The following is a 23029-nucleotide window of genomic DNA, read 5'->3' as shown; positions in this document are numbered from 1 at the left end:
ATCTCCTTCAGTCGCGCGTCAGGTCGCCGGACCGGCCGTTCAACGCGGCCTGCACCAGGTCGTCGAGATCCATCTCGTCGATGGCGCCGTCGTCGTCGGGTTCCGGCACGTCGTGGCGGTGGTCGGGCCCGGGGTGGCCGTCGGCCAGCCGCAGCAGCGGTTCCAGCACCCCGATGTCCTGGAGGCGCTGCAACGGCACCGAATTCAGCAGCGCCCGCAGCTGTGCTTCGTCGGCGTCGCCGACACCCGTGTCCGGCAGCAGCTCGCTCAGCACGTGCTCGGCGAGCGCGGCCGAGGTCGGGTGGTCGAAGGCCAGGGTGACCGGGAGGTCCAGCCCGGTCGTGCCGCTCAGCCGGGTGCGCAGGTCCATCGCGGTCAGCGAGTCGAACCCGAGGTCCTTGAAGGGCCGGTCGGCCTCGATCCGCTGGGTTCCGGCGTGGCCCAGCACCACCGCGACCTCGCCGCGCACCAGGCCCAGCACGTGACCGAGGCGGTCCCCGGCCGGCAGGTCCAGCAGGGTGCGCCGCAGTTCCCCGGCCACCTCGGCCGGGTCCACGCGGTCGCGCCCGGCCGCGTCCAGCGCGGCCCGGGCCTCCGGGACGCCGGTCAGCAGGCGGCTGGGCCGCTTCGCCGTGAACGCCGGGGCGAACTGCTCCCAGGTCACGTCGGCCAGCACGGTTTCCGCCGCGGCGGCGCCGATCGCCCGGCCCAGCGCGGCCGGCACGAGCTCCGGGTCCATCGGCGGCAGGCCGCTGAGCCGCAGGTGGTTGGCCAGCTCCGGCTCGGCGTCGGTCCACGCGGCCAGCGCCACGGCCAGGCCACCGCGCCGCCGGGCCAGCGCCGCCAGGTAGGCGTCGACGGCCGCCTGGTCACCGCGGCCGAGCACCCCCCAGGCGCCGGCGACGGACCCGATCGCCACGAACAAGGGGGCACGGTCATCCCGCACCGGCGCGCCTCGGCCGCCGGACGGGAGCTCACCAGGCGCCTCGGCGGCGCGCCGGAGCCCGCTCTCAGCCCACCCGGCCAGCCGGGCGTCCAGCTCGGCGAGGTCGCGGACCGCCTCGGCCACGTCGGCCGCCGCCGGAGGCGCCACCAGCACCGCGCTCAGGTCCTCGGGCAGCTCCACCGGAGCGGCCGGGTCCCAGGTCAAGACCCGTTCGGCGCCGTTTTCGGTGAGCCAGCCGGCCAGGCCGGCCACGGCCGCGGTGACCAGCACGGTCCCGCTGGGCCGCCACGGCCCGGCGGCCGGGCCGGTGGCCCGGGTCAGCCGGCGGGCCAGCAGCTGCCCGTCGCGCAGGGCCAGCTGGTCCTCGCCCGTGACCAGGGCGGCGGGCAAGGCCGCCAGTGTCCCGGCGTCCAGGGTGGCCGGCAGGTCGAGCAGGCCGCCCCAGCGGTCCGGGTGCTCCAGCGCGGCGACGCGGCCACGGCCCCACAGCGCGGCCTGGCCCGGTGCGGGCGCATCGTCGTGCACGGCCACGGCCTGCCGGGTGACGCACCACACCGATGCGTCCACTTCGGACAGTTCAGCCGGCCATCCCTCGGCCACAGTCAGCGGATCGCCGGTGACGCCCAGCAGGGACAGCACCCCGGCATACCCTTCGCCCGCTCCGTCCAGTGTGGACACCACGGTGGCGCCGGGGAGCGCGGCGGCCACGGCACCGATCCAGGGGTCGGCCGCCCAGCCCTCCGGGGCCAGCACCAGCCAGCGTCCGGCCGGTTCGGCCGTGGGCCGCACCGGCACCCAGTCCACCTGGTAGCGCCACCGGCCGGTCGCGGTCAGCTCGTGCCGGTCGCGCCGCCACTTCGCCAGCGCCGGCAGCACCGGGCCCAGCGACTCGCCGTCCAGGTCCAGGGTGGCGGCCAGCGAAGCCACGTCGGCGGTGTCCACCGCGGTCCAGAACTCGGCGTCCAGCGGGTCGGCGGCGGCCGGGCCGGTGGTCGTCTCCGGCCAGTAGCGCTCGCGCTGGAACGGGTAGGTCGGCAGGTCGGCCAGCGGCGTCCCGGCGAAGTAGGCGGCCCAGTCCACCGCCACCCCGCACACGTGCAGCCGGGCCAGGGCCGCGGCCAGCGCGTGCTCCTCGCCGGTGGCGCGCAGCGTCGGCAGGGCCACCGGTTCCGGGCTCAGGCCGGCGAAGCAGTGCCCGGCCATGGCCGAGCAGGTGCCGTCCGGGCCGATCTCCACGAAGGTCCGCACGCCCGCCTCGGCCAGGGTCCGCACGCCGTCGGCGAAGCGCACCGCCTCCCGCGCGTGCCGCACCCAGTACTCCGGCGTCCGCAGCTCCTCGGCCGCCAGGGCTCCGGTCACCGTGGACACCAGCGGGATCCGCGGCTCGTGGTAGGTCAGGTTCCCCGCCACCGTCGCGAATTCGGCCAGCATCGGGTCCATCAGGGATGAGTGGAACGCGTGGCTGACCCGCAGCCGGCGGACCTGGTGACCCTCGGCCTCCAGCCGGCCGGCCGCCGCGAGCACCGCGTCCTCGGCCCCGGCCAGCACGACCGACTCGGGCCCGTTGACCGCCGCGACGGCGACGTCCTCGCCGAGGTACCCGGCCACGTCGGCCTCGGTGCCGCGCACCGAAACCATGGCCCCGCCGGCGGGCAGCGCCTGCATCAGCGCACCCCGGGCGGCCACCAGCGCGCAGGCGTCGGGCAGCGACAGCACCCCGGCCACGTGCGCCGCGGCGATCTCGCCGATCGAGTGCCCGGCCAGGTAGTCCGGCGTCACGCCCCACGACTCCAGCAACCGGAACAGCGCCACTTCGATCGCGAACAAGGCCGGCTGCGTGTGCCCGGTCTCGTGGATCGCTTCGGCGACGTCCGGGTCCTCGGTCCACATGATCTTGCGCAGGGCCGGGTCGAAGTGCCCCAGCACCTCGTCCAGCGCGTCGGCGAACACCGGGTGGCGCTCGTACAGCTCGCGGCCCATGCCGGTCCGCTGGCTGCCCTGCCCGGCGAACAGGAACGCCGTCCGCCCGGTCCCGGCCGGGCCGGTGGCCAGCTCGACCACGCCGTCTTCGGTGGCCAGCAACGCGGCCCGGTGACCGAACGCGGCGCGGCCGGTGGCGAGGGTCCGGCCGGCTGCCGCGCGGCCGACGCCGGACAGCGCGCGCAGCGCCGCCACCTGCTCGCGCAGGGCCTCGGGCGTGCTGGCGGAAACCGGCCACGGCACCACGGCCGCGTCCTCGGCGGTGGCCACCCCGGATGCCGGGGCTTGTTCGATGATCACGTGGGCGTTGGTGCCGCTGACCCCGAAGGCCGAGACACCGGCCCGGCGGGGCCGCCCGGTGTCCGGCCAGTCGCGGGGCTGCTGCACCAGCTCCACCGAACCGTCCCAGGACACGTGCGGGGAGGGCGAGGCGGCGTGCAGGGTGGCCGGCAGCACGCCGTGCCGCATGGCCAGCACCATCTTGATCACCCCGGCCACGCCGGCCGCGCCCTGGGTGTGCCCCAGGTTCGACTTGACCGAGCCCAGCAGCAGCGGGTGCTCCCGATCCCGGCCGTAGCCGGCCATCAGGGCGTGCGCCTCGACCGGGTCGCCCAGCGCGGTGCCGGTGCCGTGCGCCTCGACCGCGTCGACCTCGGCCGGCCGCAGCCCGGCGTCGGCCAGCGCGGCCCGGATGACCCGCTGCTGCGCGGGGCCGTTGGGGGCGGTCAGGCCGTTGGACGCGCCGTCGGAGTTGACCGCGGTACCGCGGACCACCGCCCACACCGTGTGGCCGTTGCGCTGGGCGTCGGACAGGCGTTCCAGCACCAGGATGCCCGCGCCTTCGGACCACGCCGTGCCGTCGGCGCCGTCGCCGAACGCCTTGCAGCGGCCGTCGGCGGCCAGGCCGCCCTGGCGGCTGAACTCCACGAACGAGCCCGGGCCGGACATCACCGAGACGCCACCGGCGAGGGCCAGCGAGCACTCGCCGGCGCGCAGCGCGCGGCCGGCCCAGTGCAGGGCGACCAGGGAGGCCGAACAGGCGGTGTCCACGGTGACCGCCGGGCCTTCCAGGCCCAGGGTGTAGGACAGCCGGCCGGACATCACGCTGGCCGTGTTGCCGGTGGCCACGTGGCCGCCCAGGTCCTCGGTGGCCCGGCGCAGCACGGACACGTAGTCCTGGCCGTTGGTGCCGACGAACACGCCGGTGTCGCTGCCCCGCAACCCGGACGGGTCGATGCCGGAGCGCTCCAGCGCCTCCCACGACGTCTCCAGCAGCAACCGCTGCTGCGGGTCCATGGCCAGCGCCTCCCGCGGCGAGATGCCGAAGAAGTCGGCGTCGAACCCCGCGACGTCCGGCAGGAAGCCGCCCCGGCCGGTGGCCGAGCGCCGGTCCAGCTCGGGCAGGTCCCAGCCGCGGTCGGCGGGGAAGGGCACGATGCCTTCGCCGCCGTCGGCCAGCAGCCGCCACAGGTCTTCGGGCGAAGAGACGCCGCCGGGGAGGCGGCAGCCCATGCCGACGATGACGATCGGGTCGTCGGCGTCCGCACGCGGCCCGGTGACCACCGGGGTGGTCCCGGCCCGGCCGCCGGACAGCTCGGCGTGCAGGTGCTCGGCGAGGTCCCGCGGGGTCGGGTAGTCGTAGACGAGCGAGGCGGGCAGGGTCAGCCCGGTCGCCGCGGCCAGGCTGTTGCGCAGCTCGAGGGTGGTCAGCGAATCGAACCCGAGGTCGCGGAAGGCCCGGTCGGCCTCCACCCCGGCCGGGTCGCTGTGCCCGAGCACGGCCGCGATCCGGACCCGCAGCAGGTCCAGCAGCCCGGCGGGGTCCGCCGGGACGTCCGGGGCCGCCGCGAGGCCGGCGGACGGCGTCGCCGACGCCCGCACCTCGGGCAGGTCGGCCAGCAGCGGCGCCGGGCGCAGCGCGGTGATCGCGGGCGCGAACCGGCCCCAGTCCACGTCGGCGACGACCAGCTCGGTGTCCCCGTGCTCGAGGGCCTGACGCAACGCGGCCAGGGCCGGTTCCGGGCGCAGCGGCCGGAAGCCGCCCCGCCGGACCCGGTGCTCCACCGTTTCGGCCTCGGCCACCATGCCCGACCCGGCCCACGGGCCCCAGGCGATCGAGGTGGCGGGCAGGCCGTCGGCCCGCCGCTGCCGCGCCAGCGCGTCCAGGTAGGCGTTGGCCGCCGCGTAGTTGGCCTGGCCGGCGGCGCCGATCGCGCCGCTGGTCGAGGAGTACAGGACGAACGCGTCCAGCTCGAGCCCCGCGGTCTGCTCGTGCAGCACCCGGGCCGCGGTCGCCTTGGCCCGCAGCACGTCGGCGAACATCTCGGGGGTGAGCGAGGCCAGCACGCCGTCCCGCAGCACGCCGGCGGTGTGGAAGACGGCGGTGACCGGGTGCTCGGCCAGCAGCGCGGCGACCGCGCCGGGGTCGGCGACGTCGCAGGCCACGACGACGGCCCGCTCCCCCAGCTCCGCGGCCAGTTCGGCGGCACCGGGCGCGGCCGGGCCACGACGGCTCGCCAGCACGACCCGGTCGGCTCCGGCGTCGAGCAGCCAGCGGGCCAGGTACCCGCCGAGGCCGCCGGTGCCGCCGGTGACCAGCACGGTGCCGCGCGGGGTGTAGGCGCGGGCCTCGCCGGTGGCCGGAGCGTGCTCCAGGCGGCGGCCGAACACCCCGGCGGCCCGGACGGCCACCTGGTCTTCGGCGTGGCCGCCGGCCAGCACGGACCGCAGCCGGCGCACGGTGGTGTGGTCGAATTCGGCGGGCAGGTCGAGCAAGCCGCCCCAGCGCTCCGGGTGCTCCAGGGCCGCGACCCGGCCCAGCCCCCACAGGGCGGCCTGCGCGGGGTCCGGTCGCTCGGTGCGGTGCATCGCGACCGCGCCGCGGGTGACGCTCCACAGCCGCGCCCGGCCGAGGTCCCGCAGCGCGTTCGTGGTGCGGACCAGGAGGCTGCCGTCCGGGGCGTCGGCGAGGGCCAGCAGCGAGAGCACGCTGTCGGCCTCGACACCGCTCAGGTCGGTGTCGTCCCCGGCCACCGCGGTGGCGGCGCCGGGCAGGACGTCCTCGACCCAGTCCGGCCGGTCCAGCCCGGCGGGCAGCAGCACCAGCCACCGGCCCGACGGCGTGCCCGAGAGCCCGCCGACCGGCGTGAACACCGGGCGGTAGCGCAGGTTGTCGAGGGTCGACCGCTCGGCCCGGCGGCGGTGCCAGGTGCTCAGCGCCGGCACCATCGCGGCCACGGTCTCCCGGTCGAGGCCGAGCCCTTCGGCCAGCGTCCCGGTGTCGGCGTTGCCGACCGCGGTCCAGAACTCGTCGTCCGCGGTGCCTGCCGAGGGGCCGGCCGGCGCGGCGACGGGCCAGAACCGCTCGTGCTGGAACGGGTAGGTGGGCAGCTCGACCGTGCGCGTGCCGCCGTCGAAGACCGCCGCCCAATCCAGCCGGCCGCCGTGAGCGTGCACCCCGGCCACCCCGGACAGCAGGGTGGCCACCTCGGGCCGGTCGGCGCGCTGCAGCGGCAGCGAGACCGCGTCGGCGACGATGTCCCGCACCGCGGCGGTCAGCACCGCGGCCGGGCCGACCTCGACGAAGATCCGCACGTCCCGGTCGGCCAGCGCGCGCACGCCGTCGGCGAAGCGCACTGCCTCCCGCACGTGCCGCACCCAGTACTCCGGCGTCCGCAGCTCTTCGGTCGCCACGGCTCCGGTCACCGTGGACACCAGCGGGATCCGCGGCTCGTCGTAGGTCAGGCCACGGGCCACCTCGGCGAACTCGGCCAGCATCGGATCCATCAACGGCGAATGGAACGCATGACTGGTACGCAACCGCTTGGTGCGCCGGTCCAGCTTCGCGGCGACAGCGAGCACGGCCGCCTCGGCACCGGAGACGACCACCGACCGCGGCCCGTTGACCGCGGCGATCGACACGCCATCGGTCAGCAGCGGGGTGACCTCGTCCTCGGCGGCCTCCACGGCCACCATCGCGCCGCCGGGTGGCAACCCCTGCATCAGCGCGCCGCGGGCGGTGACCAGCGCACACGCATCCGTCAGCGACAGCACCCCGGACACGTGCGCCGCCGCGATCTCCCCGATCGAATGCCCCGCCACGTAGTCCGGCGTCACCCCCCACGACTCCAGCAACCGGAACAACGCCACCTCGAAGGCGAACAACGCCGGCTGGGTGTAGCGGGTCTCGTCGAGGGCAGCGGCCTCGCCGGCCCACAGCACGTCCCGCAGGGGCAGGTCGAAGCAGGCCAGCACCGCATCCAGGGCGTCGGCGAACACCGGGTGGCGCTCGTACAGCTCCCGGCCCATGCCGGCCCGCTGCGCGCCCTGGCCGGTGAACAGGAACGCCGTGCGGCCGCGGGTCACGGTGCCCCGCACCACGCCGCCGTCCGGCCGGTCCCCGGCCAGCGCGGCCAGGCCGCGCCGCAGTTCGCCGTGGTCCTCGGCCAGCAGCACGGCACGGTGTTCGAAGGCCGACCGGGTGGTGGCCAGCGAGTACCCGAGCACGGCCGGGGACACGCCGTCGTCCAGGGTGTCCAGCAGGGCCGCGGCCTGGGCGCGCAGCGCTGCTTCCGTCCGGCCGGACAGGGGCACCGGCACCAGGCCGGGCTCCGGCTCGGGAGCCGCGTCGGCGGGGCGTTCCGGGGCCTGTTCGAGGATGGTGTGCACGTTGGTGCCGCTCAGCCCGAAGGACGAAACGCCGGCCCGGCGCGGCCGCCCGTTGTCCGGCCACGGCACGTTTTCGGCGGGCAGCTCGATCGAGCCGGTGCTCCAGTCGACGTGGGTGGAGGGCTCGTCCACGTGCAGCGTCCTGGGCACCAGCCCGTGCCGCAGCGCCTGCACCACCTTGATCACCCCGGCCACGCCGGAGGCCATCTGGGTGTGGCCGATGTTGGACTTCACCGAACCGAGCAGCAGCGGCCGTTCCCGGTCCCGGCCGTAGGTGGCCAGCAGGGCCTGGGCCTCGATCGGGTCGCCCAGCGCGGTGCCGGTGCCGTGCCCCTCGATCACGTCCACTTCGGACGCGGTGAGCCGCGCGTTGGCCAGCGCCTGCCGGATCACCCGCTGCTGGGACGGGCCGCTGGGCGCGGTCATGCCATTGGACGCGCCGTCCTGGTTGGTGGCCGAACCCCGGACCACGGCCAGGATGCGGTGCCCGTTGCGCTGGGCGTCGGACAGCTTTTCCAGCAGCACCAGGCCGACGCCTTCACCGAGGGTCATGCCGTCGGCGCGGTCGGAGTAGGCCTTGCAGCGGCCGTCCGCGGCCAGCGCGCGCTGGCGCGAGAAGCCGACGAACGCGCCCGGCGTCGCCATCACGCTCACCCCGCCGGCCAGCGCGAGGCTGCTCTCCCCCGACCGCAGCGACTGCGCGGCGAGGTGGATGGCGACCAGCGACGACGAGCAGGCGGTGTCGAGGGTGACCGCCGGGCCCTCCAGCCCGAACAGGTAGGAGAGCCGGCCGGACAGGATGCTGCCCAGCGAACCGGTGATCATGTGGCCGTCGGCGTTGTCCACCGCGCCGGACACGGCCGCGGTGTAGTCCTGGTAGCTGGCCCCGATGAAGGTGCCGGTGCCGCTGCCCCGCAGCGTGTGCGGGTCGATCCCGGCCCGCTCGAACGCCTCCCACGCCGTCTCCAGCAGCAAGCGCTGCTGCGGGTCCATGGACAGGGCCTCGCGCGGCGAGATGCCGAAGAACCCCGGGTCGAATTCGGCCGCCTCGTGCAGGAAGCCGCCCTGCACCGAGTAGGTCTTGCCGCCGGCGTCCGGGTCCGGGTCGTAGATCGCGTCGGTCGGCCAGTTGCGGTCGGCCGGGAAGCCGGAGATGGCGTCCACGCCGCCCACGACCAGGTCCCACAACCGCTCGGGGGTATCCGCGCCGCCCGGGTAGCGGCAGGCCATCCCGATGATGGCGACGGGCTCGCCGGTGTCCACGCCGGCCACGGCCGGGGCCTGCTCGACGGCGTCCGAGCCCGTGATCGTGGCGGCCAGGAACCCGGCCAGCTGCCGCGGCGTCGGGTGGTCGAACACCATGGTGGCGGGCAGGGTCAGGCCGGTGCCGCCGGAGATCCGGTTGCGCAGGTCGACCGCGGTGACCGAGTCGAAGCCGACGTCGCGGAAGGCGCGGTCCTCGGGCAGCGCGTCGGCCGACGCGTGGCCCAGCACCGCGGCGGCCTCGGCCCGGACCAGTTCCAGCAGCAGGTGGGCGCGCTCGGCCTCGGGCAGGGTGCGCAGCCGGGCGGCGAACTCACCGCCCGCGCCGGTGGCGGCCGTGGCGGCGGCCTCGGTCAGCCGCCGCACCTCGGGCAGTTCGTCGAACAGCGGCGTCGGCCGGACGGCCGTGTAGACCGGGTAGTACCGCTCCCAGTCCAGGTCGGCCACGGCCAGTGCGGTCTCGTCGTCGTCGAGAGCCCGGCGCAGCCCTTCCAGGGCCAGCTCCGGCGCCATGAACACCAGGCCGCTGCGCACGATCTGCTCCGGGTCGACCCGGCCGAGCTCGCGGTCGTCGGCCCAGATGCCCCACGACAGCGCGGTGGCCCGCAGGCCCCGGGCCCGCCGGTGGGCCGCGAGTGCGTGCAGGTACGCGTTGCCGGCCACGTAGGCGGCGTGCGCGCCGGTGCCCCACAGGCCGGCGGTCGAGGAGTACAGCACGAACGAATCGAGCTCGTCGGTGTCGAGCAGCTCGTCCAGGTTGCGCGCGCCCACCACCTTCGCGTGCACGGTCCGCGAAAACGCGGCCAGGTCGGTCTCGGCCAGCGTGTGCAGCTCGATCACGGCGGCGGTGTGCACGACGTTCCGCACGGTCCGGCGTTCGGCCCGCAACCGCGCCAGCAGGGCGGCCAGCGCCGCCTTGTCGGTGACGTCGCAGGCCACCGCCTCGACGGTCTCGCCCAGTTCCGCCAGCAGCTGCTGGGCCTTCGGGGCGTCGGCGCCGGTGCGGCTGGTCAGCACGATGTGCTCGGCGCCTTGGCCGGCCAGCCAGCGGGCCAGGTGCGGGGCCAGGGTGCCGGTGCCGCCGGTGATCAGAGTGGTGCCGCGCGGGGTCCAGGTCCGCGCCGGCGCGCGGTCGCCGGCCGGGGCCCGCACCACGCGGCGGCCGAACACGCCGGCGGCGCGGATGGCCAGCTGGTCCTCGCCGGTGGCGCCGGACAGGACGGCCGCCAGCCGGTCGCCGCCGCGGCGGTCCAGCTCGGCGGGCAGGTCGAGCACGCCGCCCCAGCGCTCCGGGTGCTCCACCGCGGCGGTCCAGCCGAGGCCGAGGACCTGGGCCTGGAGCGGATGGGTGACGGTGTCGGCTTCGCCGGTGGCCACCGCACCGCGGGTCAGCAGCCACAGCGGGGCGTCGATCCCGGCCGTGCCCAGTGCCTGCACGAGCTGCACGCTCAGGGCCAGGCCGCGGGTCAGCGCGGGGTGCTCGCCGTGCGGCTCTTCGGCGGTGGCCAGGGTGGAGACGATGCCGCTCAGCTCGGGCAGCTCGGGCAGCTCGCCGTCGAACACCAGCCGCCGCACCTCGGCCCCGTGGCCGGTGAGCACCGCTGCCAGTTCGTCGTCCCCGCCGTCTTCGGCGCTCGCGGTGACCAGCAGCCAGGTGCCGGACAGCGCGGCCACGGGGGTGGCCCCGAGCGGCGTCCAGCCGACCCGGTAGCGCCAGCCGTCCACGGTGGCGCGGTCCTGGCGCTGCTTGCGCCAGGACGACAGCCCGGGCAGCACGGCGGCCAGCGAGTCCCGGTCCACCGCGAGGCCGGCGCTGAGCGTGTCGACGTCGGCCTGCTCGACCGCGTCCCAGAACTCCTGGTCGGCCGGGTCGGCCGTGACCGTCGCGCCGGCGTTGAGCGGCAGCCAGTAGTGCTCGTGCTGGAAGGCGTAGGTGGGCAGGTCGACGGTGGCCGTACCGCCCGCGAACTCGGCGGCCAGGTCCACCGGCACGCCCCGCACGAAGGCCTCGGCGAAGGAGGTGAGCACGCGGGTCCAGCTGTCGTTGTCCCGGCGCAGCGTGCCCACGACGACGGCCCGCTCCCCCGCGTCGTCCACGGTCTCCTGGACGCCGAAGGTCAGCACGGGGTGGGCGCTGGTCTCGATGAACACCTGGTGGCCCTGAGCGAGCAGGGCCCGCACGGCCAGCTCGAACCCCACGGTCTGCCGCAGGTTCCGGTACCAGTATTCGGCGTCGAGCGGCTGCTCGCCCAGCCAGTCGCCGGTGAGGGTGGAGAAGAACGGCACCTCGGGCGTCCGCGGGGCCAGTCCGGCCAGTGCGTCCAGCAGCTCCTCGTGCAGCTCCTCGACCTGGGCCGAGTGCGAGGCGTAGTCCACGTCGATGCGGCGGGCCCGGACGTTGCCGGCGGTGAGCTCGGCGAACAGCTCGTCGACGGCGTCCGCGGTGCCCGACACGACGACCGAGCGCGGGCCGTTCAGCGCGGCGACCGACACCGCGCCGCCGAACCGGGCGATCCGTTCGGTGACCTCGGCGGCCGGCAGCGGCACCGACATCATGGCGCCCTTACCGGCCAGGCGGCGGGCGATGGCCTGGCTGCGCAGGGCCACGACCCGGCAGCCGTCGGCCAGCGACAGGGCCCCGGCCACCACGGAAGCGGCGATCTCGCCCTGGGAGTGCCCGAGCACGGCCGCCGGGCGGACGCCCCGGGACTCCCAGAGCGCGGCGAGGGAAACCATCACCGCGAACGACGCCGGCTGGATGACCTCCACCCGGTCCAGGTCCGCACCGCTGCGCAGCACGTCCAGCAGGGAGAAGTCGACGAAGGGGGCCAGCGCGGCGGCACACTCGGCCATCCGCTCGGCGAACACCGGCGAGACGTCGAGCAGCCGCGCGCCCATCCCGGCCCACTGCGAACCCTGGCCGGGGAAGACGAACACCACCTTGCCGTCCACGTCGGCCACGCCCTCGACCACGCCGCCGCGGACCCCGCGGGAGTAGGCGTTCAGGTGCTCGGCCAGCTCGGTACCGGCGCCGACGACCACCGCGCGGTGCTCCAGGCGGGCTCGCGAGGCGAGCAGCGAGCGGCCGACCGCGGCCGGGTCGAGCCCGGCCAGCGGCAGCAGCTTCTCGGCCTGCCCGCGCAGGGCGGCCGGGCTGCGGGCGGAGAGCACCCAGGGCACGGGCCGGTCCGGCGTCGGCTCGAGCGCGGCGCCGGCCGGCGGCTCCGCCGGTGCCGGGGCCTGCTCCAGCACGGTGTGCGCGTTGGTGCCGCTGACGCCGAACGACGACACGGCGCAGCGGCGCGGGCGCCCGTCGGTGGTCCAGTCGACCGGCTCGGTCAGCGGCACCACGGTGCCGTCGCTCCAGTCGATGTGCGGCGAGGGGTCTTCGGCGTAGAGGGTTCTCGGCAGTACGCCTTCGCGCAGCGCCATCACCATCTTGATCACGCTGGCCACGCCGGCCGCGGACTGGCTGTGCCCGATGTTGGACTTGATCGAACCCAGCCACAGCGGGTGCCCGGTCTCGCGGTCCCGGCCGTAGGTGGCCTGCAGGGCCTGCACCTCGATCGGGTCGCCCAGCGGGGTGCCGGTGCCGTGCGCCTCCACCACGTCGATCTCGGTGGACGCGAGGTGCGCGTTGGCCAGCGCCTGGCGGATCACCCGCTGCTGCGACGGGCCGTTCGGCGCGGTCAGGCCGTTGGACGCGCCGTCCTGGTTGATGGCGCTGCCCCGCACCACGGCCAGCACGGGGTGCCCGTTGGCCCGGGCGTCGGACAGCCGCTCGACCAGCAGGATGCCGACGCCCTCGGCCAGCGCCATGCCGTCGGCGGACGCGGAGAACGCCTTGGACCGGCCGTCCGCGGCCAGGCCGCGCTGGCGGGAGAAGGCGACGAAGGGACCGGGGTTGGTCATCACGGTCGCCCCGCCCGCGATGGCCATCGTGGTTTCGCCGTTGCGCAGCGATTGGCAGGCCAGGTGCAGGGCGACCAGCGAGGACGAGCACGCGGTGTCCACGGTGACCGCCGGGCCCTCCAGGCCGAACACGTAGGCCAGCCGGCCGGAGAGCACGCTCGGGATCTGGCCGGTGACGGCGTGGCCTTCGAGTTCGGCGTTGCCCCGGCCGCCGTACTCCTGGTAGCTGGAGCCGATGTAGGTGCCGGTGCCGCTGCCGCGCAGGGTGTGCGGGTCGATGCCGGCCCGCTCGAACGCCTCCCAGGTCGTCTCCAGCAGCAGCCGCTGCTGCGGGTCCATGGACAGGGCTTCCCGCGGGGAGATGCCGAAGAAGCCCGGGTCGAAGTCGCCGGCGTCGTGCAGGAACCCGCCCTGGGTGGTGACGGTGCCGCCGCCGCGGTCGGGGTCCGGGTCGAAGGTGACGGCGCCTTCCCAGCCGCGGTCGACGGGGAACCCGCTGATCGCGTCGACGCCGCCGAGCACCAGCTCCCACAGCTGCTCCGGGCTGTGCACGCCGCCGGGGAACCGGCAGCTCATCCCGATGATGGCGATCGGCTCGTCGGTCCCGGCCGCGGCGGCCACCGGGGCGGCCGCGGCGACCTCGTCCAGCAGCTGCTCGCGCAGGTACCCGGCCAGGGCGCGCGGGGTCGGGTAGTCGAACACCAGCGTGCTGGGCAGGGCGCAGCCGGTGAGCTTGACCAGCCGCTTGCGCAGCTCGACCGCGGTCAGCGAGTCGAACCCGAGGTCCTGGAACGCGCGGCGCTCGGAGACCGCATCGGCCGAGCCGTGCCCGAGCACCGCCGCCGCCTCGCCGCGGACCAGCTCGGCCAGCCGCCGCTCCTGGTCCTCGGGTGACTTCCCGGCGAGTTCGGCCGTCAACGCGGAGTTCCCGGCACCCGGCGCGGTGAGCGCCCGCGCCTCCGGCAGGCCGGTCAGCAGGGCGCTGGGCCGGGCCGCGGTGAACACCGGGACGTAGGTCGCCCAGTCCGCGTCGACGACGGTCACCGTCACGTCGTGCTGCACGATCGCGCGGCCCAGCTCGGCCAGGGCGGCGCGCACCGGCAGGAAAGCCAGGCCCCGGCGGGCCAGGGTGCCGGTTCCGGCGTCCTGCGCGGCCATCCCGGACCCGGCCCACGGGCCCCAGGCGATGGAGGTGGCGGTCCGGCCGCGGGCGTGCCGCTGCCGGGCGAGGGCGTCGAGGGCGGCGTTGGCCGCGCTGTACCCGGTCTGGCCGCCGCTGCCGATCACCCCGGCGATCGAGCCGAACAGCACGAACAGGTCGAGCTCGCGGTCGCCGAGCAGGTGGTCGAGGTTCGCCGCGCCGTCGGCCTTGGCCGTCACCGTGGCGGCCAGCTCGGCCAGGCCCACCTCGGCCAGCGGCGCCCGGTCGGCGACGCCGGCGGTGTGCACCACGCCGGTCAGCGGGGTGTCCTCGGGGATGCCGTCCAGGACCGCGCGCAGCGCGTCGAGGTCGGCGACGTCGCAGGCGACGATGTCGACGGCGAGGCCGTGGTCCGCGCCGAGCTCGGTCAGTTCGGCCTGCAGTTCGGCCGCGCCGGGCGCGTCGGGGCCGCGGCGGCTGGTCAGCACGAGCCGCCGGGCGCCGCTGCGCGCGAGCCAGCGGGCCACCTCGCCGCCCAGGCCGCCGGTGCCGCCGGTGACCAGCACGGTGCCACGGGCGGTGAACTCGCCGGCCGGGGCGTGGCCGGTGCCGGGGTGGTGCACCAGCCGCCGGCCGGACACCGTCCGGCCGCGGACCGCAAGCTGGTCTTCGCCGCCCGGCGCGGACAGCACGGCGGCGACCGAGCGGGCGTCGTCGGCGTCGAGCGCGGCGGGCACGTCGATCAGGCCGCCCCAGGTCTGCGGGTGCTCCAGCGCCGCGGTGCGCCCGAGGCCCCAGAGCATCGCCTGCTCCGGGTCGGTTTCCGCGTCCCTGGTGACAATCCACAGTGGACACTCGACGGTCCGGGCCAGCGTGACGCCGAGCGCGAAGCCCAGCGGCAGCCCGGTGGTGTGGTCTCCGGAGCCGAGGACGGCGAGCACGCCGTCGCACGGCCCGATCCGCCCGGCCGGTCCGGCGCTGTCCACATCGGACTCGGTCAGCCGGACCGTGCGCACCTGCGCGCCCCGCTCGGCGAGTGCGGCGGCCAGCTCCGGTTCGTCGCCGGTGGTGGCCAGCACCCAGGTGCCGGACAGGGTGGCGGGCTCGATCGACAGCGGTGCCCAGTCCACCCGGTAGCGCCAGCCGTCGAGGCGGGCGCGGTCGGCGCCGTGCTGCCGCCAGTTCGCCAGCGCCGGCAGCACCGAGTCCAGGGCCGCGCGCTGGTCCTCGCCCAGCCCGACGACCTCGGCCAGTTCCCCGGCGTCGCCCCGCTCCACCGCGGCCCACCACCGCTCGTCGGCCGGGTCGGCCGCGGTCCGGGCGGTGGCCTGCGGCCAGAAGGATTCGTACTGGAAGGCGTAGGTGGGCAGGTCGACCCAGCGGGCGTCGCGGCCGGCGAAGAAGGCGCGCCAGTCGAGGTCGACGCCCGCGGTGTGCAGGGCGCCGAGCGCGCCGAGCAGCGCGGTCTCCTCGTCGCGGTCCGCCCGCAGCACGGGCACGCAGGCGACCTCGTCGGCCGGCCCGGCCAGGATGTCCTGCACCATGGCCGAGAGCACGCCGTCCGGGCCGAGTTCGGCGAAGGTGGTCACGCCGTGGCCGGCCATGGCGCGGACCGCGTCGGCGAAGCGCACGGTGGCGCGGACGTGCCGCACCCAGTGCTCCGGGTCGCCGAGCTGCTCGGCGGTGGCGGGCTCGCCGGTCAGAGCGGACACGACCGGGATGCGCGGCGGGTGGAAGGTCAGGGTTCCCGCCACGGCCCGGAAATCGGCCAGCATGGCGGCCATCCGGGGCGAGTGGAAAGCGTGCGAGACGCGCAGGCGTTTGGTGCGGCGGCCCTGGGCGGCGAAGGTGGCCGCGGCGGCCAGCACCGCGTCCTCGTCGCCGGCCAGCACCACCGAGTCCGGTCCGTTCACGGCCGCGACGTCCACGGTTTCACCGTCGACCGCGGCGGCCACCTCGTCTTCGGTGGCCTGCACCGCGACCATCGCGCCGCCGGACGGCAGCGCCTGCATCAGGCGGGCCCGCGCGCCGATCAGCGTCGCCGCGTCGGCCAGCGAAAGCACCCCGGCCACGTGCGCGGCGGCGATCTCGCCGATCGAATGGCCGGCCAGCCGGTCCGGCTCGACCCCCCAGGACTCCAGGAGCCGGAACAGCGACACCTCCAGCGCGAACAGCGCGGGCTGCGCCCAGCCGGTCGTGTCGAGCAGCTCGGCCTCGGCCGAGCCGGGCGCCGCGAACAGCACTTCGGCCAGCGGCCGGTCGAGTTGCGGGGCCAGCGCTTCGGCCACCGCGTCGAACGCGGCCGCGAACGCGGGGTACTGCCGGTAGAGCTCGTGGCCCATCCCCGGTCGCTGGCTGCCCTGGCCGGCGAAGAGCAGCGCCAGCCGGCCGCCGGCCGGCTCGCCGGTCACGAGGGCGGGATCGGGCCGGTCGGCGGACAGCGCGGTCAGCGCCCGCACCCGGCTCTCGGTGTCCTCGGCCAGCACGGCGGCCCGGTGCTCGAACCGGGAGCGGGTGGTGGCCAGCGAGAACGCCACGTCGGTGGGGTCGAGCGTGGGATCGGCGGCGAGCCGGGCCGCCAGCCGCGCGGCCTGGTCGCGCAGCGCGCCACCGGAGCGGGCGGAAAGCAGCCAGGGCGCGCGCACCGGCGGGCCGGGCTCGGCCGGCACCACGACGGCCGGCTGCTCGAGGATGACGTGGGCGTTGGTGCCGCTGAACCCGAAGGAGGAGACCGCCGCCCGGCCCGGCCGGCCGGCCGCGGGCCACTCGGCCGGCTCGCGCAGCAGGTCCACCGCACCGGCGGTCCAGTCCACATGGGACGACGGCGTGTCGGCGTGCAGGGTGCGCGGGACGACGCCGTGCTGCATCGCCTGCACCATCTTGATGACGCCGGCGACGCCGGCCGCGGCCTGAGTGTGCCCGAGGTTGGACTTCACCGACCCCAGCAGCACCGGGGTTTCCCGGTCCCGGCCGTAGGTCGCCAGCACTGCCTGCGCTTCGATCGGGTCGCCCAGTGCCGTGCCCGTGCCGTGCCCTTCGACGACGTCGACGTCCGATGTGGACAGTCCGGCGGACGCCAGCGCCTGCCGGATCACCCGCTGCTGCGACGGCCCGTTCGGCGCGGTCAGGCCGTTGGACGCGCCGTCGGAGTTGACCGCCGAGCCGGCGACGACGGCGAGCACGTGGTGGCCGTTGCGGATCGCGTCGGACTGCCGTTCCAGCACCAGCACGCCGACGCCCTCGGACCAGGCCACGCCGTCGGCCGCGTCGGAGTAGGCCTTGCAGCGCCCGTCCGGGGACAGCCCGCGCTGGCGGGCGAACTCGATGAACGCCCCGGGCGACGCCATCACCGTGACGCCGCCGGCCAGGGCCAGGTCGCAGTCGCCGGCGCGCAGGGCCTGCATGGCCCAGTGCAGCGCGACGAGCGACGACGAGCACGCGGTGTCGACGGTGACGGCCGGGCCCTCCAGCCCGAGGGTGTAGGCCACCCGGCCGGAGACGACGCTGGTGGAGCTGCCGGTGCCGCGGTAGCCCTCGAACTCGGCGTCCGACAGGACCGCGCTGTAGTCGCCGTACATCACCCCGGCGAACACGCCGGTGCGGCTGCCGCGCAGCGTGAGCGGGTCCACGCCGGCCCGCTCGATGGCCGACCAGGACGTCTCCAGCAGGAGCCGCTGCTGCGAGTCGGTGGCCAGGGCCTCCCGCGGGCTCATCCCGAAGAACGCCGGGTCGAACTCGCCCGCGTCGTGCAGGAACCCGCCGCTGCGGGTGTAGCAGGTGCCCGGGTGGTCCGGGTCCGGGTGGTAGAGGGCGTCGAGGTCCCAGCCCCGGTTGACCGGGAACCCGGAGATCACGTCGACGCCTTCGGTGACCACCCGCCAGAGGTCCTCCGGCGAGCGCACCCCGCCCGGGTAGCGGCAGTCCATGCCGACGATGACGATCGGGTCGTCGGCGAGGTCGCGGGCGCCGGCGGGCCCGGTCTCCGGCGTGTCCGCGCCGAGCAGTTCCTCCAGCAGGTACGCCGCCAGCGCGGTCACCGTCGGGTGGTCGAAGATCAGCGTGGCCGGCGTGCGCAACCCGGTCGCGGCGCTGAGCTGGTTGCGCAGTTCGACCGCGGTCAGCGAGTCGAACCCGAGTTCGGAGAACGGGCGGTCCGGGTCGACGGCGGCGGCGTCGGCGTGCCCGAGCACCCCGGCGACCCGGGCGCGGACCAGTTCCAGCACGGCCTCCCGGCTCCGCTTCGCGTCCAGCCCGGCCACCAGCGCCGCGCCGGCGGCCGCGGTGCGGCGGACCGGACCGCGGACCAGGCCGCGCAGCACCGGGGAGACCTCGCCCGCGCGCAGCACCGGCAGGTCCAGCCGGACCGGCGCCACGACCGGGGCGGCCACCCGCTCGGCCGCGTCGAACAGGGCCAGTCCCCGCGCCACGGGCAGCGGCGGCACGCCGGTGCGCTGCAACCGCCGGTGGGCGCTCTCGGCGGCCATCCCGGCCTCGGCCCAGGGCCCCCAGGCCAGCGACAGCGCCGGCCGGCCGGTGGCCCGCCGGTGGGCGGCCAGCGCGTCCAGGAACGCGTTGCCCGCCGCGTAGTTGGCCTGCCCGGCCGCCCCGGTCAGCCCGGCGACCGAAGAGAACAGCACGAACTTCGCCACGTCGCCGGTGAGCTCGTGCAGGTTCCAGGCGGCGTCCACCTTGGGCCGCAGCACCGCCGACAGCCGCTGCGGTGTCAGCGAGCCGACCATCCCGTCGTCCAGCACGCCGGCGGTGTGCACCACGGCGGTGACCGGGTGCTCGGCCGGTACCCCGGCCAGCGCTTCGGCCAGTGCGGCCCGGTCGGCCGCGTCGCACGCCACCGCGGTGACGTCGGCCCCGGCCTCGGCCAGCTCGGAGAGGAGCTCGGCCGCGCCGGGGGCGCCCGCGCCTCGGCGGGACAGCAGGAGCAGCCGCCGCACGCCGCGCTCGGTCACCAGGTGCCGGGCCAGCACCGCGCCCAGGCCGCCGGTCCCGCCGGTGATCACCACGGTGCCGGACTCCGGCCAGGCGACGTCCTCGGTGGTGACGTCGGGTTCCGCGGTGGCGCGGGCCAGCCGGGCGGCCAGCAGCCCGCCGTCGCGGACGGCCAGCTGCGGCTCCCCGGTGGCCAGGGCCGCCGGGATCAGCGCGGCGGACTCCACGCCGGTGTCGAGGTCGAGCAGGACGAACCGGCCCGGGTGCTCCGCCTGCGCGGCGCGGACCAGGCCCCACACGGCCGCCCCGGCCAGATCGGCGGGCTCGGGGCCGACCGCGCCCCGGGTCACGAAGGCCAGCCGGCCCGGCGTGCCGTCGGACAGCCAGTTCTGCAGGTCGGCCAGCACCTCGGCGGTCAGCGTGTGCACCGCCTCGGGGCCGGCTCGCCCGGCGACCGGGCGCAGCACCACGGCCGGCGCGGTGTCGGTGGTCCGGAAGTCCAGCCCGAACGGGTCGTCGCCGAGCACGGCGATCGAGCCGGCGTTCCCGGCCGCTCCGGCCGGGACGGCCGTCCAGTCCAGCCGGTAGAGGTCGCGGCCGGTGGCCGCGGTGCCGGCGGCGTCCGGCGCGCGCACGGCCAGCGAACCCACCGAGAGCACCGGTGCCCCGGCCGGGTCGGTCAGCTCCAGGGCGGCCACGCCCTCGCGGACCGGCCGGAGCCGGACCCGCACGGTGGTGGCCCCGGTGGCGTGCAGGCGGACGTCGCTCCAGGCGAACGGCAGGCCGCCCCGGGTACCGCCGAGGTCCGCGAGCGGCAGCGCGTGCAGCGCCGCGTCCAGCAGCGCCGGGTGGATGCCGAACGCGGCGGCGTCCCCGGTCACCGCCTCCGGCAGGGTCACCTCGGCGAACACGTCCGTGCCGTGGCGCCAGGCGGCCCGCAGGCCGCGGAAGGCCGGCCCGTAGCCGAAGCCGTCGCCGGCCAGCCGTTCGTACAGGTCTTCGGTGCCGATCGGTTCGGCGTCCGCCGGCCACTCGACGGGTTCGGGCGCCGCGGCCGGGCCGCTGCCGAGCAGACCGGTGGCGTGCTCGGTCCACGGGTGGTCGTCGGCGTCGTCCGGGCGGCCGTAGACGGTCAGCGCGCGCTGCCCGTCGGCGTCCGGCGCGCCGACCCACACCTGCACCTGCACGCCGCCCTGCTCGGGCAGCACGACGGGCGTGGCCAGGGTCAGCTCGGCCACGTGCTCGCAGCCGACCTCGTCGCCGGCCCGGACGGCCAGCTCCAGCAGGGCGGTCGCGGGCAGCAGCGAGCTGCCGCGCACCACGTGGTCGGCCAGCCAGGGCTGGGTATGCGCGGACAGCCTGCCGGTCAGCAGCTGGCCGTCCGCGCCGGCCAGCACGACCGCGGCGGACAGCAGCGGGTGCCCGGTCGGCCCCAGCCCGGCCGCCCGCAGGTCGCCGGCCGTGCGGGCGACGGCCTTGGGCCAGAACCGCTTGCGCTGGAAGGGGTAGGTGGGCAGGTCGACCGGCCGGGCGTCGGCGCCTTCGAAGTAACTCTCCCAGCGGACCGGCACGCCCGCGGCGTGCAGCCCGCCGACCGCCGTGGTGAGGGTGGCCTGCTCGTCGCGGCCCGGCCGCAGCGCCGCGAACACCGCGGCGTCGGCCACGGACTCGCGCACCAGCGCGCTGAGCGAGCCGTCGGGACCGAGTTCCAGGAAGGTGCGCACGCCGTGCTCGTCCAGCCAGGCGGCGGTGTCGGCGAACCGCACCGGACGGCGGACGTGCTCGACCCAGTAGTCCGGTGACCTCAGTTCCGCGACCGTGGCCGGCTCGCCGGTCAGGTTCGACACCAGGGGCAGCAGCGGTTCACGGGCGTCCAGCCCGGCGACGACCGCGCGGAACTCCGCCAGCATCGGCGCCATCCGCGGCGAGTGGAACGCGTGCGAGACCCGGAGCCGCTTCGACTTCTCGAAGTGGCCGGCGACTTCCAGCACCGCCTCCTCGTCACCGGAGAGCACCACCGACTCGGGGCCGTTCACGGCGGCCAGCGCGACTTCGTCTTCGCGCCCGGCCAGCAGGGGCAGCACGTCGGCCTCGGCCGCCCGGACCGCGACCATCGCGCCGCCGGCCGGCAGCGCCTGCATCAACCGGCCGCGCGCGGCGACCAGCGTGACCGCGTCGGCCAGCGAGAACACCCCGGCCACGTGCGCGGCGGCCAGCTCGCCGATCGAGTGGCCGGCCAGGAAGTCCGGGCGCACGCCCCAGGATTCGGCCAGCCGGTACAGCGCGACCTCGATGGCGAACAGCGCCGGCTGCGCGTACTCGGTCCGGTCCAGCAGCTCCGCGTCCTCGCCCCAGACGACCTCGCGCAGCGGGCGGTCCAGGTGGGTGTCGAACTCGGCGCAGACCGCGTCGAACGCCTCGGCGAAGGCACCGAACCGGCCGTGCAGCTCCCGGCCGGCGGCCAGCCGTTGCGCCCCCTGCCCGGTGAACAGGACGGCCAGCTTCGGCCGGCCGCGGGCCGCGCCGTGCACCACCCCGGCCACCCCGGCCACGTCGTCGCGCACGGCCGACAACCCGGTGGCCGCGGTCTCGTGGTCCCCGGCCACCACGACCGCCCGGTGCTCGAACCCGGTCCGGGTGGTCGCCAGCGAGTAGGCGAGGTCGCGCAGCTCGGGGGCGCCCCCGGACAGCACCGGCAGCAGCCGCCCGGCCTGCTCCCGCAGCGCCTCCCGGGTCCGCGCGGACAGCACCAGGGGCACCACCCCGGTGTCCCGCGGTGACCGTGGCGCGGGCTCCTCGGCCGGGGCCTGCTCGAGGATCGTGTGGGCGTTGGTCCCGCTCAGGCCGAAGGAGGACACCGCGGCCCGGCGCGGCTCCCCGGTCTCCGGCCACGGCGTGCGCTCGGTCAGCAGCCGGACGGCGCCACTGCTCCAGTCCACATGGGACGAAGGACGGTCGACGTGCAGCGTCCGGGGCAGCACGCCGTGCTGCATCGCCAGCACCATCTTGATGACGCCGGCGACGCCGGCCGCGGCCTGGGTGTGGCCGAGGTTGGACTTCACCGAGCCCAGCAGCAGCGGCCGCGCGGCCGGGCGGGTGCGGCCGTAGACGGCCAGCAGGGCCTGCGCTTCCACCGGGTCGCCGAGCGTGGTGCCGGTGCCGTGCGCCTCGACCACGTCCACCTGGTCGGCGGCCAGCCGGGCGCTGGCCAGCGCCTGCTCGATCACCCGCTCCTGCGAGGGGCCGTTGGGGGCGGTCAGCCCGTTGGACGCGCCGTCGGAGTTCACCGCGGAGCCCCGCACGACGGCCAGGACCCGGTGCCCGTTGCGCCGCGCGTCGGACAGCTTTTCCAGCACCAGCAGGCCGACACCCTCGGCCCAGCCGGTTCCGTCGGCGGAGTCGGCGAAGGACCGGCAGTAGCCGTCCGCGGCCAGGCCGCCCTGCTTGCTGAACTCCAGGAAGGTCAGCGGGCTGGGCATCACCGTGACGCCGCCGGCGACGGCCAGGGAGCACTCCCCGCCGCGCAGCGCCTGGGCCGCCAGGTGCAGGGCGACGAGCGAAGACGAGCACGCGGTGTCCACCGTGACCGCCGGGCCGACCGTGCCGAAGCAGTAGGCCAGCCGGCCGGAGATGACGCTGGTGGTGTTGCCGGTGAGCTGGAAGCCTTCGACGTTGTCGCTCGGGCCGACCCGGTAGTCCTGCGGCATCGCGCCGACGAAGACCCCGGTCGGGGTGCCCTTGAGGGCGGCCGGATCGATGCGGGCCCGCTCGAAGGCGTCCCACGCGGTCTCCAGCAGCACCCGCTGCTGCGGGTCCATGGCCAGTGCCTCACGCGGCGAGATGCCGAAGAAGTCGGCGTCGAACCGGCTCGCGTCGGGCAGGAAGCCGCCGGAGAGCGTCGCCGAGGAGTCGAGCTCGTCGAGCTGCCAGCCGCGGTCGCCGGGGAAGGTGGTGATGCCGTCGCGGCCGTCCGCGACCATCCGCCACAGGTCCTCCGGGCCGGCGACGCCGCCGGGGAACCGGCAGCCCATCCCGATGATGGCCACCGGCTCGGAGCTCGCTTCCTCCAGCTCCTGCACCCGCCGGCGGGTGCGCTGCAGATCCGCGCCGGCTCGTTTCAGGTAGTTCCGGAGCTGTTCCTCGTTGCTACTGCCACCGGTCCTGTCAACACCCAT

1 protein-coding gene is annotated in these 23029 nt (G+C 76.3%); it reads right to left on the bottom strand.

Annotated elements, in window-relative coordinates; genetic code table 11:
- Window positions 1–7: 7 nt before the first annotated feature.
- A complete protein-coding gene (locus tag ABZX11_RS44325) occupies window positions 8–23029 on the bottom strand; it encodes a type I polyketide synthase (protein WP_354924697.1) in 23022 nt (7673 codons plus the stop codon).

This window comes from Amycolatopsis sp. NPDC004169, from assembly GCF_040610315.1.
Classification (GTDB): domain Bacteria; phylum Actinomycetota; class Actinomycetes; order Mycobacteriales; family Pseudonocardiaceae; genus Amycolatopsis.
The sequence above is the reverse complement of the archived record's forward strand: the minus strand, read 5'-3'. Positions and strand labels throughout refer to the sequence as shown.